The following is a 13,687-nucleotide window of genomic DNA, read 5'->3' as shown; positions in this document are numbered from 1 at the left end:
GATCATGCCGCAATAGGAAGCACCCCCCCAGGGGCTCATCCTCTTTTTCTTTTGATCACATCCGCGTATACGGCCACCAAAATGACGATCCCTTTTACGATGTACTGCCAAAATGAACTGACTCCCATCAGGTTTAATCCGTTGCTGAGCACCCCGATGATAAGAGCGCCGATTACTGTCCCGCCGATCCTCCCGTACCCGCCTGTCATGCTCGTTCCGCCCAGCACAACCGCTGCGATCGCGTCCAGCTCCGCGCCATTTCCGGCGGTCGGCTGCCCGGAGAACATCCGCGACGCAAGGACGATCCCCGCCACTCCAGCCATCAATCCGCTAAAGGTGTAGGCGAACAGCTTGATCCTTTTGATATTGATTCCGGAAAATTTGGCTGCTTCGGCATTCCCGCCGACTGCGTACATGTAGCGGCCCAGCTTCGTCTTGTTCATAATGAGATAACAGATGATCAAAAGAATCACTAAATACAGCACCGGCGTCGGCAATACCCCGCCGATATAGCCGGAACCAATGAAGTTAAAGGAGTCTGACATGACGCGAATCGGTTTCCCATCGGTTAAGACATATGCCGCTCCCCTCGCGATATTCATCGTCGCCAGGGTGACGATAAACGGAGGAATCACGGTGGTGGCTACCACATAGCCGTTTAACGCGCCAAACAAGACCCCCACTGCCAGCCCGGCAGCAACTGCCACGAGGACCGGCGCTCCAAACAAGGCGACCAGGCTGCTCGTTACAACGCCTACTACGGCCATGACGGAACCCACCGAAAGGTCAATCCCCCCGAGAATAATGATCATTGTCATCGCCAAGGCCAGGTATAAATTGGTAGAAGTTTGCCGCAGCACATTCAACAGATTATTCGCTGTCAAAAAGCTGGAATTGACGATGGAAATGATGATGCACAACACCAAAAACCCGATCAGGATGCCCATGTTATCCCGAACAAATTGTTTGATGCCGGCACCAATTTGCAGCAGGGCATGATCCTTTTGTTTCTCTTGCAAAGAAAGTTGAGACATGTCAATTACCTCCCGTAGCAAAGTGCATGATCGCTTCTTGACTGAATCGGTCTTTGGGCAGGATGGTTTGGATCCTTCCCTTGTACATAACCGCAACCCGATTGCTCATGTTGATCACTTCCGGCAGGTCTGAGGAAACCATGATAATCGAGACTCCTTCTTTTACCAGTCTGTTCATGATGGAATAGATTTCCGCCTTTGCGCCGACATCGACTCCTCTTGTCGGCTCATCGAGAATCAAGACTTTCGGTTTCGTTGCCAGCCAGCGCGAAATCAAGACCTTTTGTTGATTGCCTCCGCTTAAATTCCTGACTTCCTGATCGGGACCAGGTGTCTTGATCGACAATTCATGTATGTAATGATTGGTTTGTGTATTTTCATATTTGGAACGAACCCGAAAGAACTTGATAAACTCATGCAAAATCTTAATGGTGATATTGTATTGAACGGACTGGATCAAAAATAATCCTTCTTCTTTTCGATTTTCTGTTACGTAAGCAATTCCGTGCTTGATCGCATCATTCGGATTTTTGATCTGGACTTTTTCCCCGTTGATAAGCACTTCGCCCTGCTCAAATGAATCCAGTCCAAAGATGCACTTCATCAACTCTGATCTTCCCGCGCCGACTAATCCGGAAAAACCGAGGATTTCACCCTTCATCAGTTCGAAGCTGGCGTTTTCCAATACACCTTTCCGCGACAGATTGCGGACTTGCAGAACGCATTCGCCCGGAGGCAGAAACTCTCTGACGTAGTAATTGGTCAGTTCCCGGCCAACCATCATGCCGATCAGTTCTTCCTGGGTCGTCTCTTTGGTCTGAACGGTTCCGATATACGTGCCGTCTCTCATGATCGTGATCCTGTCTGTGATCTCAAATAATTCATTCATGCGATGGGAGATGTAGATAATCCCGACTCCCTGCGCCTTTAGGCTGCGAATTGTTTGGAACAGGAATTCGACTTCTTTGTCTGTCAAGGAAGAGGTTGGTTCATCCATGACGATGATTTTCGCCTGAAAAGAAACGGCTTTGATGATTTCCACCATTTGCTGCTGGGCGACGTTTAATTGATGGATCAGCGTGTTTGCGGACAGGCCCAAATCGAACTCATCCAGAAATTGCTGCGCCTGCCCAAACATCGTTTTTTTATCGATAAAGCCTGTTTTGGCCAGCGGCTCCCGGCCGAGGTAAATGTTCTCTGCAATCGACAGGTAAGGGACTAATGAGATTTCTTGATGAATCAGGCTGATTCCGTATTTCTGCGCATCTTTTACGCCTTGGATCTGGCACTCCCGGCCCTCGATGAAGATCTTTCCTTCATCGATGCTGTAGATGCCGCCCAAAATCTTCATCAGCGTTGACTTGCCTGCGCCATTTTCGCCGAGAAGCGCGTGGACTTCTCCGCTTTTCAGTTCGAAGTTGGCGCCCTTCAACGCATACACCCCGGGAAACCGCTTGCTGACACCGGACATCTCCAACAGTTTGTCACTCATCTCTTCCACCTCGATACGTGATAATGGGTGACCCGTCCCTGTCTGCTAACCGTTTGTGAACAAACAAGGCAGCCGAGTCACCCACTATGTAATCCCGTCGTTCTATCGGTTATTGCCAGCCATCCGTACCGTATTGCTGAACATTTTCTTTATTGATCAGGAACGTCTCTACCGGGGTTCTTTTTTCAAACGACTCGCCATTCAGGACCTTGTAGGCCACCTCGACCGACTTTACGCCAATTTGAATGGGTGACTGCGCGCCCGTCCCCACAAATGGGCCGCCCTCGGCAATCGCAGCCTTCGCATCTGGAGAGCCATCGACTCCGTAAATGACGATATCCGTTTTGTTGGCGGCCTTTAGCGCTGCCAGCGCACCCAGGGCAGTCGGATCATTTCCGCCCATGATCGCAATGATGTCGGGATGGGCTTGAAGGATGTCTTCAGTCAGACCGAGTGCCGTCTCCAGATCCCCTTTGGCATCCTGCTGCGCAACGATTTCAAAATTTTTGCCTTCGATCGCTTCCATGAATCCGGCGATTCTGTCGTTGACCGAATTCATCGTCGGACTGTCCAGAACTACGATCTTTCCGCCGTTGGGAAATCTTTTGACGAGGTCTTCACCGTCTACCCTGCCGGCATTCTTGTTGTCGGAACCGACATAAGCGGTAACATAATCAAAGTCCTTCACTTCTGTATCGTAGTTGATGATGGGAATGCCGGCTTCCTTCAGCTTGACCAAGGCTGGTCTGATCCCTTCCCAGTCAACCGGATTCAAGAAGATGGCATCGATCCCCTGCGCAATCATGTCCTCAATCTGGTTGATTTGCAGTGAGACATCCATCGCTGGGTTGGTGGTGATCAGCTTGTCCCCTTTTGCCTCAACCTCCTTGCGTATCGACTGTTCCAGCACTTGGAAGAAGGGATTGTTTTGCGTCATGGAGGTGTAGCCAAAAACCTTTTGACCGTCAGACTTGGTTTTCGCCGGACTGCTCTGGGCCGGACCGCTTTCCGCCCCCGACGAACCGCCGGCTTGCTGTTGGCTGCTGCATCCTACTGCCGCGAATGTCAGCAGCGCAATCAACAGGTAAGACATCATTCTTTTCATGTAATTGCCCCCTTTGGTGGATAAAAAATGGTTTTATAAAAGATCACAAAAGTGATTTTTATACGCCGCCATCGATGCGCATTCCATGTTTGAACGATTGTATTTGTACGGACGTACCGGTAAAAGCGCTTTCATTTCGCTGTGACCTATACAGTCAATCTCCAGAATAAACGGCCGCTTCGAAATTAAATCACTTTTCCGTATTTACATTTTATATATGTCCGTATAAGTTTTCAAGAACTTTTAAAAAATAAAATATGCTGTGATTTCGGACACGCCTGAACATGCACGTTTCATAGGATAGGTGAACGGACGCTTGCGCCGGGGATGTCCGTACGTTTTCTTTTCATAAAGCAAATACCTCCGCATCCAGTCTTGGTCATGAACCGCAACTGATATCCGGAGGTATTTTTCGAACAGGGAAGGTGACGGTATTACGTTCTTTCCTAACCGTACAGCATGAAAAAGCTCAGCTCGTGTCCCAACTGCTTCAAGTAGTTGTACAGCTGCGAGCGGTGGTGGAAGGAATGCGTGACGATTTCAATCAACCACCTGATCTGCACGGTTCCGTGGTCCAGGTAGAACGCCTTCGTCGCTTTGTGCAAAAGCTCGTCTTCATCAAGCGACAGGATGTACTGCCGCAGAGCATCGCAATTCGCACGGAGTCGTTGGGATAATGCGTGCGGGTCAGTAATGTCCCTCGCGCCGTTCTCGACCGCTTCTACTTCAGGTTGTGTCTTCTCCTGCAGGATCGCCAAATCGGATGCAGGTATCGCTACTAGATGATGCACCAGCTCGAGCAGCGAGCGCATGTTTTCCGCCGGGCGCCAGTCCCACTCCTCCGGCTTGATGCGCATGATGAGCGCTTGGCTTGTGCGGACTGACAGCTCCAGCTCGTCCAACAGATGATCGCGAATTTCCATGACACCGTTCATCTCATCAATCCCTTCTCTCGTGTGTTGTCTGAAACTGCATGCATCTATTGTAGTTGGTGAAGATTGTTGTGGATTGTAAAAATCGGACATTCTGTTGAGGTGAATGTCCATCGAAAAAGCCATGGACCCCATTAACTGGCCACATGGCTCGTTACTGCACCGCTTGCGATAGATTTTTCGATCGCTGCCTCATCCATGCCCAATTCCCGGAGGATTTGACGGGTATGCTCTCCTTTTGCGGCAGCTCCGTATCTCGCCCGCGTGTCAACTGGCTTGCCGAACTTCACCGGCACACCGATCGAGATTGTCTGCCCGCCGGAATCCCCCACCGGAACCGACACTTTCGGCACCGTATCGAATAACTCCTTGTGTTCGTAAACTTGACCGACTGTATTCACCGGGGCCACAAGCAGATCATGCTGCCGAAAAAGGCGAAGCCACTCCCCTGCCGTTCTGCTTTTGATTAAGGGTTCGATGATCGATTCCAATTTTTCCCTGTTAGAAACACGCAAAGCGTTCGTGCAAAATTCGGGATCTGACACCAGGCCCTCAAGCCCCAATGCAGAGCAAAACTTCTGCCAATGCTCTTCACGCAGAACGGCCAGGGAGAGGTGCTTTCCGTCATTCGTTTCATACACGCCCGCTGGAGCCAAAGAAGGATTGCGGTTCCCTGAGCGCATCGGCTCTTTGCCTGTCATCAGGAATTCTTGCCATTGCTGCGCTTGAAGCGCGGCAGAAGTGGACATCAAATCGACATCGATCGGTTGCAAGATCTCCTCGCCTTTCATCTTCGCAACGAGTGCTGCCATAATCCCGACGAGCAAATCTCGCGCAGCACCATGATCAAGGATGGGAAATCCCACTCGGAATGGAACGCGCTCACTTTCCCCGATTTGGCTCATGAATCCCGACACAGCCTGAACGACCGTATCCACTCCGGGAAGCTGGGCTAACGCTCCCTCGTATCCGTAGCCGGACACCCGCCCATAGATGATCTGCGGATGATACTCCCTCACTTGTTCATACCCCAGCCCTAACCTTTCCATCGCACCTGGGCGGAAACTGGTTATCATGATGTCCGCACTTTTTATCAACGGCTTGGCAATTTGCAGGCCATCCAGTTTTCGAACATCCAAACAGATGTTTCTTTTATTGCGGTTCAACGCAATATACTGCGTCCCCATCTCGTTGATCTGAGTGCCCAATGCACGACCCCAATCCCCTGCCGGCCGCTCGACCTTTATCACATCTGCTCCCAGGTCACCGAGGATCTGACAAGCATAGGGACCGGCTACACCTTCTGTCCAATCCAGCACCCTCAGCCCGATAAGAGGTTGAAATCCCATCTGGTTCCCTCCATCCATTCAGACTGCTTCTGCGATAAAGCTCAAATAAGGAATGAAGCCAAAAAACGTACCCGCTTCCACCCGCTGCCTGGCTTCTTTCATCAGAATGTCTGCCGTTTGTTTGCGAATCAGTCCTGCTTCAGCCAAGCGATTCGCCCCCCGCTCCAGATAGTTCAGCATGTAATCGGGGTTTCTGGCCAGATACCCGTGACTTTGCACCTTTGTATGTGCAAAGCCTACAGATGAGAGTAGGGAAGGAAGCTGCCGAACGAGCCACGGGTTGTGGCAATTGTATTGTTTCATCATTTCGACGCAGGCCTGCAGCGGGTCGTGTTCCCCGATCGATACGGATCGCAAAGTGTAGTCGCCGTCAAAGATGGCCAGCTGCCCGCCTGGTTTTAAGACGCGCTTGGCTTCTCGCAAAAAATTCGCCGGAGACGGGACGTGGCAGAGCACAGTGTGAAACACCACGGCATCAAAGACACAATCTTCAAACGGCAGAGCATTTCCATCCGCGACCAGAAAGGACACGTGCCGGTGTTGATTGAGTGACTCGGCCTTTTTAATAAAGATGGGCGAGGGATCTATCCCCGTCACACTCTGTACGCCCCTGCCTTCCGCCAGCATCCGCGTAATTGCGCCTGTCCCGCAGCCAACTTCCAAGATCCTCATGCCTTCCAGCCACTTCATTTCGGACAAATAGGAGCAAATGATTTCCCTCATTTCCTGATCGGAAGCTCTCAATTCCAGGCTTTCGCTTAGTTTCAACTGGCTATCGGCGTCCAGTTCGGTAATCCTTGCATATGGATCGTGCATTTGTCACCCTCCCGGCCGGCTTTTCCCGCCGTTTACAATTGGTATTTTTTCAGCAGATTTTTGGCAATCACGAGCCGCTGAATCTCGCTGGTACCCTCGCCAATGATCATCAGCGGGGCATCACGGTAGAAGCGTTCTACCGGAAACTCTTTGGAATAGCCGTATCCGCCGTGAATCCGCATCGCATCCATGGTTACCTTGCAGCACATTTCGCTGGCAAAGAGCTTCGCCATGCCCGCTTCCAGATCGCAGCGCTCCCCCCGGTCCTTCTTTTCGGCGGCCGCTATCACCAAATGTCTGGCCGCCTGAATCCCTGTGTACATATCAGCCAGCATCAGCTGAATTGCCTGATGGTTGGCGATCGGTTTTCCAAACGTCTGCCGCTGCTGGGCGTAACGGATGGCCGCTTCAAATGCCGCTCGGGCAACACCTACCGCCCTGGAAGCCACATTAATTCGCCCAACCTCCAATCCCGCCATCACTTGCGTAAAGCCCTGCCCTTCTTCCAGACCGATAAGCCGATCTGCCGGGATTTCGCAATTCTCGAAGACTAATTCAGACGTATCCAGACCGCGGTACCCAAGTTTCTCCATCTTCCTGGTGATGGTATATCCCGGTGTCCCTTTTTCCACGATAAATGCGCTGATGCCTTTGGCGCCAGGCACCGCTTGCGGATCTGTCTTGGCCAGCACGAGCAGCAGATTTCCATAGCTGGCATTGGTGATAAATGTCTTTGCTCCATTAAGCACGTAGTTATCGCCTCTTCGCACCGCCGTCGTTTTCAGGCTTTGCACATCAGAACCGGCATCAGGTTCCGTCAGCCCCAGCGCTCCCCACAGTTCCCCAGTGGCCATGCGGGGCAAAAATCGCTCCTTTTGCTCTGTGGTACCATATGTGGCAAGTACATGGGCAAAGAGAGAATGAGTGCCAATGACGCCGGCAGAAGTCATCCAAACAGCTGAAAGCTCCTCGAACACACTCGCGTAGGCCAGCGAGGATATGCCTGATCCGCCGTACTCGACAGGAACTTTCAGGCCAAAGAATCCCAGCGCCTTCATTTTTTCGATAATCTCTTGGGGAAATTGGTCTGCCTCCTCATACTCCTTGACGAGGGGGCGAATTTCCTTCTCGGCAAATTGACGAACCATCTCAACGATCGCACGTTCCTCCGCATTTAGATTGTACATCTCCCATTCTCCTTTTCCCACTTTTTGTTAGATTGCGACTCTTCTCTGAAACACCGTGCCGGCCGACACCAACTGTTGAATCTTCTGATCATCGAAATGCAGCTCTTGCAAGATTTCATAGGTATGTTCCCCAATAACAGGCGGCCCGTACCTTGCTTGCGGCGTGAGATTGCCGTTGTACATCACGGGAAGTCCAATGGAAATATTTTGAGATGAATCGCCTCCCGAAGTCAGGGCTCCTTCCGGCAACCGGGTCACCGGGATGCAGTTCATCAGATCCTTGTTGCGGTAAATTTGCTCGAGGTCGTTGACAGCGGCTACGAGGATATCTTGTTCCGTTAAAAATGGAACCCACTCTTCCTGTGTTCGTGATTGAAAGAGAGGAACGAGCACCGCTTCCAGCCGCTCTCTGTTCGTCAGCCGCAAGGCATTTGACGCAAAGGCCGGATCTTCCAGCAAATGCTCTTGTCCCAGCACACGGCAAAATTTCACCCAATGTTCTTCCCGCAATACGGCGATGGTGATGTATTTGCCGTCCTTTGTCTCATACAGGCCGGCTGGCGCCAAAACGGCATTGCGGTTTCCCATTCGCTTCGGGGCTGCTCTGGTAGTGAAAAATTCCTGCCACTGCTGGGCCTGCAGGGCGGCCCCTGTAGCGATGAGATTGACGTCGATCGGATGTTGCAGCTCCTCCCCTCTCATTCTGGAAAGCAAGCCGGCCATGACCCCGATGACCAAATCTCTCGCGGCTGTATGGTCAATCACCTGAACGCCAACCCGGTAGGGTACCCCCTCACTGTCCCCTACCTGGTTCATGATCCCAGAGATCGCCTGCATGACGGTGTCACTCCCCGGAAGTTCGGACAGCGGGCCTTCGTAGCCGTACGCCGATACCCGTCCGTAGATCATCCGCGGATTGCAGGCGTGAACCTGATCAAATCCCAGCCCCAGCCGCTCCATCGCTCCAGGCCGGTAGTTGCAGATCAGTACGTCGGCCGATTTGACCAGGGAACGGGCCACTTCCAGTCCCCCCGGCTTTTTTACATCTAGGCAGATATTTCTCTTATTTCGGTTAAGAGAAATAAAGTGCATGCTCCCTTCTTTTTGACCCGGTCCCATTCCCCGCCCCCAGTCTCCGGCGGGTCGTTCTACTTTAATCACATCCGCTCCCAGATCGCCTAACATCTGACAGGCAAGCGGACCTGCGATTCCTTCTGACCATTCCAATACGCGAATTCCCTTCAGCGTTAGCATGCCTAATCACCTACTTTCGAACTATTCCGAATAGTTGAATAGTATTCCATTTTTATAACCTGCCGGAGCCAAGGGAAAGCCCCTTGACTTCCAGTACCGACATTTTTGTTTTTGGTGTCGGACGGGATGCTATTTTCCCATCATCTGCGGCAGCCAGGTTGACAGCGCCGGAAAAAAGAACAGGAGAATCAAAATGAACACCTCTACCACCAACAGGCGAAAAACCCCCTGAAACGCCTCCGAAACCGGTATCTTTGCAACATTCGCCGTTATGAAAACGTTCATTCCGAGAGGCGGCGTAATCAGTCCGATTTCCGCTGTCTTGGTGACGATAATCCCGAACCATATCGGATCGAACCCTAACGATTGGGAAATCGGAAAGGTTAGTGGAATCGTCAAGAACAAGATGGCCAATTGATCCATGAACGTTCCCAGGATCAGATAAATGAGAACGATCAGCCCCATGATGACGTATGGGGACAGCGGCAGCCCGGAAATATATTGCAGAATTGTCTGTGTCAATTGAATATTCGTAATAAAGTACCCAAAGATCATCGCCCCGATGACAATCATAAAGATCATGCAGGTACTTTGCGCTGTCCGGCTAAGCGCTCCTTTTATTCCAGGTACATTCAGCCCCACCAAAAACATCCCGATCAACATCGTGACGAAAGCGCCCGCCGCTCCTGCTTCTGTCGGAGTAACCGCGCCTGAGTAAATAGCGGCAATCATAAAAACAATCACCAGCAGCATCGGCCAGATGCCCCGAAGAGAACTGATCCTGTCTTTCATGGCGTACTTCTCCATTCGCGGCGCATCCTCCGGCCATTTTTTCGACCAGAATACGATAGAGAGGATGTATCCAATCGCTGTGATGATCCCAGGTACGATCCCCGCGATTAACAGGGGACCAATCGGCACTTCTGTCAGAATTCCGTAGATGATGAGGGTAATGCTGGGCGGAATCATGATCGCCAAGGTTCCGGCCACACTGACAACCCCCGCGGCAAAACTCGTCTTGTAGCGGTATTTTCGCATTTCGCCGACAGCCGTTTTGGCCATTGACGCAGCCGCTGCCGTACTTGACCCTGCAATAGCGGCCAAACCTGTGCTGGCGATGACGGTCGCGATTGCCAGACCGCCGGGAAAATGGCCCAGCCATCGATTGCAAGCTTTGAATGTTTTTTCTGTCATACCGCTGTTTGTTGCAAATTCTGCCATCAGAATGAACATGGGAATAGAGGTCAGGACAAAACTGGCTGCACTTGCATAGGGGGTCGTTTGCAGAATCCCTGTCATCAGATCCCAACCTCCGTTGATCAGAAGTCCGAGTCCCCCTGCAATCGCCAAAGAAAATCCGACAGGAATGCCTAGCAGCAAGAACGCAAACAGACCTAAAATCGGTATTGCTACAGTCATTTTGGCACCTCTCTTTTGATGCGGCTTCAGAAATGAAGCTAAATTTACAGCCGGGATGCGGTTTTGGCCTCGTTACTCATTTTCATCAGTTTTTGGACTTCCTTGCAAGCATCGATGATCAAACGCAAGGTCAGCGCGCCGCTTCCCAGTGGAACCCAGATATACGACAGATACATAGGCAAGGTGATAACGCCAAAGGTATACTCATTTTGACTCCAGGCCTCAAGGGTTGACATCCCGCCTTGATAGGCAATCACAGCGAACAGTGCAGCAGAGATCAGCATGCCAAACACGTCAATGAGAGCTTTGGTTTTGGGGCGGAATCGGCGATAACAGATGTCGATCCTGATGTGATCCCCGCTTTTAAATGTGTAACTGAGGGTGAGAAATACGACCATCACCATCAAGTACATTTCCGTTATTTCGTACGTTCCCTGTATCGGCTTGTTAAGAAAGTAACGGCCTGCCGTATCGAAAGCGATGAGCAGCATCATGAAAAAGATGGCTGCGGAGCTCAAGGCGTGAAGAATGGACTCCAGTTTCGCAAAAACGCGTTTGAACCTGTTCATACAATCCCCTTCCCTCTGCAGCGTTTACTGCCCTTTCAGCGCCGCTTTGAAAGCGTCTTTTACTTCCGTGCCCGGCAAGCCCCGATTGTCCAATTCTTTCGCCCAATTGTCCCATATGCCTTTCACGATTTGGTCAAATTTTCCAAAGTTTTGTTCGTCCATCTCAATGAATTGAACGCCGTTGGCTTTAAATTCCGCTTGGAGCTTTTGATTCATGTCATCCAGATGGGAAGCGAGGTGATTCATCGAATTCTCGCCCGCTTTCAGCATGGCTTGCTGGATGTCCTCCGGCAAAGATTGCCAGACTTTTTCATTAATGCAATAAGTGGCTACAAAGCCTCCGTAGTTGCTGTTATCCGTTACGTATTCCACAATTTTTTCCAATTGATACGGTTTGATGCTCGTCAACGGGAAGATGACCCCGTCAATGGTTTTCCGCTCCAGTGCCGTGTATGTATCGGGCGCCGGCATCGAAACGGGAGTTGCCCCGAGAGAAGTGAGCGTAAAGCTTTGCGCTCCGCCTCCAGAGCGCAGCTTTAGTCCCGAGAGATCTTCAATGGTTTGAACCGGCTTTCCCTTCGTCATGACCTTGTAGGGAGGCAGTACAACCGCAAACATGGGGCGAACGCCATTTTTCAAAAATTCTTTTTCCAGTAACAGATCTTGGACAACCTTCCAGTACGCCTTGGTCGCTTCCACAGAGCTGGAGGCTGCACCGGGAAGCTCTCCAACGCCGCTCAAAGGGAGTTTATCCGGAACATACCCGACTCCGATATACGAGACATCTGTTACTTTATTTTTCGTGATATCCAGCATGTTTTTTGCTTTTCCCAACTGTTCCGCAGGGAAATGTTCAAACTTCACTTTCCCATTGGTCAACTCCTCCACTTGCCTCATCCAATACACGATGCCTTCTGATGACAAGTCGTTGCTCGTCGGGAGGGAGTCCGCCGCCTTCAGGGTTATCACCTCCGAAGAGCTTGACGAATCCTGCTGCTTGCCAGGTTCGCCCGCTTTTGTACCGCCACAGGCCGTCGTGATCAGCAGACTTATCATGGCAACGGTTAAACCAGCTCTTTTTAGAATTCTCACGATAATCATTCCCTTCCCCTTTCATGGAAAAGCGCTTTCAAAATGATGTATCTCCCAAACGCAAACATCTCCTCCTCTCTTAACTATCAGTTCATTCCACATAGTTGAATGCCATTCCGTTAATTGGCGAAAAAATAATAAGAAAATAATAAAGCATACCATATAATAGAATACCATTCCATTTTTTGAGTATGCCAATATGCTATTATTCTTTCGCTGGCTGCTTCCCCTCTTTTAAGAGTAAGTACAATTCTAATAGTAGAATATTATCACGATTTTTATGAATATTCTAGTTTATTTTTCGTCAGGATGGATGGTTACACTGTGATTGCACTGTGATTTATCGAAAGCCAAGTAAATTGGAGATATTTTTAGCTTCCTCCTTGACGTGTCTGACGAAAAAGTCTTTTTTGCTCTCATCGAAATTCTTGACGGGGACTACACAGAACAAACTGCCAATCACCTTCTGCGAAGCATCGAAAATTGGCGCACTAATCCCCAAGGCCCCGATCTTCCTTTCGTTTATCGTAAAGGCGTACGCCTGCTCGCGAATCATCGCGATCTCTTTTCTGATTTTGACTTGATCCTCTTCGCTGACTCCCTCCGCTTGAAAAACACTGTCAATTTCCTCCTGACCGAGAAAGGCGAGAATCACTTTGCCGCTGGCGGCGAAATAGATCGGCTGCAAGACTCCAAGTTCCAGCACATATTGCAGGGCATTATTCGAGCTGTGGACGCTGTCAATAAGGGACATTTTTTTGTGCTGGGGATGGTAAAGAGCCAGGTAGACAGATTCATTCACCATATTCGAAAGTTTTTTCATAAAAGGTCTCGCCACATTTTTAATGTCAACCTTGGAAGAGATGATCGAGGACATCCGAATCATCTCTGCACCTATTTTATATTTTCCCGTTTCGGAGGAAACTTCCAGGATATTTTCCCCTCTCAGTATTTTTAGAATGCGATGAAGTGTGCTGACTGGCACGTCCAAAAAACGGGCCAGCTCATTGACGCCCCATTCCTTTTGATGATCCGTAAAAGCCCGAATCACTTCTAACGTTTTTGAAATGACGTTGGGTTTTGACGCTTGCTTTGTCACTGGATACCCTCCTTTAAAGGAAGTTTATTTACAAGTATAAATTTTTCGAAACGCAAGGTAAAGCTTCATAGTATGACAAAAACGACCCCTTGCAAGGTCGTTTCGCGAAAAAGCCAGACAGGACTGCTCAGTTCCGGTCGTTAAAAAAGAACAGAAGAATCACCACTACAATAATGATCCAGAGAATCTCTTCATTCTCGCCAAAATCAAAAAAGCCCATATGGATCCTCCTTTCTTCACGTTACCAGCCTATGCGGGCGGATGGGAGGATGCCATGGTCGATCAAGCCCATTTTACGAAAAATGCAAAAGGCCTTTTCCCCATGCGTTGAGAAAAGGC

Annotated in this window: 12 protein-coding genes; all 12 read right to left on the bottom strand. The window is 50.2% G+C overall.

Annotated features, from left to right (window positions below; genetic code table 11):
• Nucleotides 1–35: 35 nt before the first annotated feature.
• Nucleotides 36–1,034, bottom strand: coding sequence for an ABC transporter permease (locus tag ACI7RC_RS13060; RefSeq protein ID WP_408108683.1), 999 nt, complete (start codon nucleotides 1,032–1,034; stop codon nucleotides 36–38).
• Between the two features lies 1 nt (nucleotide 1,035).
• Nucleotides 1,036–2,526: a sugar ABC transporter ATP-binding protein gene (locus tag ACI7RC_RS13055; RefSeq protein ID WP_408108682.1), complete on the bottom strand. Its 1,491-nt coding sequence runs from the start codon at nucleotides 2,524–2,526 to the stop codon at nucleotides 1,036–1,038.
• A 109-nt stretch (nucleotides 2,527–2,635) separates the two neighbouring features.
• A complete protein-coding gene (locus ACI7RC_RS13050) occupies nucleotides 2,636–3,631 on the bottom strand; it encodes a sugar ABC transporter substrate-binding protein (protein ID WP_408108681.1) in 996 nt (331 codons plus the stop codon).
• Between the two features lie 446 nt (nucleotides 3,632–4,077).
• On the bottom strand, nucleotides 4,078–4,566 hold the full coding sequence (locus ACI7RC_RS13045; RefSeq protein ID WP_408108680.1) for a DinB family protein: 489 nt from the start codon (nucleotides 4,564–4,566) through the stop codon (nucleotides 4,078–4,080).
• Between the two features lie 131 nt (nucleotides 4,567–4,697).
• Nucleotides 4,698–5,912 carry a CaiB/BaiF CoA transferase family protein gene (locus ACI7RC_RS13040; RefSeq protein ID WP_408108679.1) on the bottom strand — a complete coding sequence of 405 codons (1,215 nt, stop codon included), beginning with the start codon at nucleotides 5,910–5,912 and terminating at the stop codon, nucleotides 4,698–4,700.
• An 18-nt stretch (nucleotides 5,913–5,930) separates the two neighbouring features.
• A complete protein-coding gene (locus ACI7RC_RS13035) occupies nucleotides 5,931–6,728 on the bottom strand; it encodes a methyltransferase domain-containing protein (protein ID WP_408108678.1) in 798 nt (265 codons plus the stop codon).
• Nucleotides 6,729–6,760: 32 nt separating this feature from the next.
• Nucleotides 6,761–7,915, bottom strand: a complete 1,155-nt coding sequence (locus ACI7RC_RS13030; protein WP_408108677.1) for an acyl-CoA dehydrogenase family protein — start codon at nucleotides 7,913–7,915, stop codon at nucleotides 6,761–6,763.
• Between the two features lie 27 nt (nucleotides 7,916–7,942).
• On the bottom strand, nucleotides 7,943–9,169 hold the full coding sequence (locus ACI7RC_RS13025) for a CaiB/BaiF CoA transferase family protein (RefSeq protein WP_408108676.1): 1,227 nt from the start codon (nucleotides 9,167–9,169) through the stop codon (nucleotides 7,943–7,945).
• A gap of 129 nt (nucleotides 9,170–9,298) precedes the next feature.
• On the bottom strand, nucleotides 9,299–10,588 hold the full coding sequence (locus ACI7RC_RS13020) for a TRAP transporter large permease (protein ID WP_408108675.1): 1,290 nt from the start codon (nucleotides 10,586–10,588) through the stop codon (nucleotides 9,299–9,301).
• Between the two features lie 44 nt (nucleotides 10,589–10,632).
• Nucleotides 10,633–11,157, bottom strand: a complete 525-nt coding sequence (locus tag ACI7RC_RS13015; RefSeq protein ID WP_408108674.1) for a TRAP transporter small permease subunit — start codon at nucleotides 11,155–11,157, stop codon at nucleotides 10,633–10,635.
• 24 nt (nucleotides 11,158–11,181) lie between these two features.
• Entirely contained in the window at nucleotides 11,182–12,258 is a 1,077-nt protein-coding gene (locus tag ACI7RC_RS13010) for a TRAP transporter substrate-binding protein (protein ID WP_408108673.1), read from the bottom strand.
• Nucleotides 12,259–12,589: 331 nt separating this feature from the next.
• Complete coding sequence (locus tag ACI7RC_RS13005; protein WP_408108672.1) at nucleotides 12,590–13,348, bottom strand: IclR family transcriptional regulator; 759 nt, start codon at nucleotides 13,346–13,348, stop codon at nucleotides 12,590–12,592.
• Nucleotides 13,349–13,687 lie beyond the last annotated feature (339 nt).

Source organism: Brevibacillus sp. B_LB10_24 (assembly GCF_046036945.1).
GTDB lineage: Bacteria > Bacillota > Bacilli > Brevibacillales > Brevibacillaceae > Brevibacillus_C.
This window is presented reverse-complemented; position numbering and strand designations above follow the sequence as displayed.

What these genes read in the sequence shown, in the direction of transcription:
- ACI7RC_RS13060 (WP_408108683.1), bottom strand. Translation starts at nt 1,034, where the DNA reads ATGTCTCAACTTTCTTTGCAAGAGAAACAAAAGGATCATGCCCTGCTG.
- ACI7RC_RS13055 (WP_408108682.1), bottom strand. Translation starts at nt 2,526, where the DNA reads ATGAGTGACAAACTGTTGGAGATGTCCGGTGTCAGCAAGCGGTTTCCC.
- ACI7RC_RS13050 (WP_408108681.1), bottom strand. Translation starts at nt 3,631, where the DNA reads ATGAAAAGAATGATGTCTTACCTGTTGATTGCGCTGCTGACATTCGCG.
- ACI7RC_RS13045 (WP_408108680.1), bottom strand. Translation starts at nt 4,566, where the DNA reads ATGAACGGTGTCATGGAAATTCGCGATCATCTGTTGGACGAGCTGGAG.
- ACI7RC_RS13040 (WP_408108679.1), bottom strand. Translation starts at nt 5,912, where the DNA reads ATGGGATTTCAACCTCTTATCGGGCTGAGGGTGCTGGATTGGACAGAA.
- ACI7RC_RS13035 (WP_408108678.1), bottom strand. Translation starts at nt 6,728, where the DNA reads ATGCACGATCCATATGCAAGGATTACCGAACTGGACGCCGATAGCCAG.
- ACI7RC_RS13030 (WP_408108677.1), bottom strand. Translation starts at nt 7,915, where the DNA reads ATGTACAATCTAAATGCGGAGGAACGTGCGATCGTTGAGATGGTTCGT.
- ACI7RC_RS13025 (WP_408108676.1), bottom strand. Translation starts at nt 9,169, where the DNA reads ATGCTAACGCTGAAGGGAATTCGCGTATTGGAATGGTCAGAAGGAATC.
- ACI7RC_RS13020 (WP_408108675.1), bottom strand. Translation starts at nt 10,588, where the DNA reads ATGACTGTAGCAATACCGATTTTAGGTCTGTTTGCGTTCTTGCTGCTA.
- ACI7RC_RS13015 (WP_408108674.1), bottom strand. Translation starts at nt 11,157, where the DNA reads ATGAACAGGTTCAAACGCGTTTTTGCGAAACTGGAGTCCATTCTTCAC.
- ACI7RC_RS13010 (WP_408108673.1), bottom strand. Translation starts at nt 12,258, where the DNA reads ATGATTATCGTGAGAATTCTAAAAAGAGCTGGTTTAACCGTTGCCATG.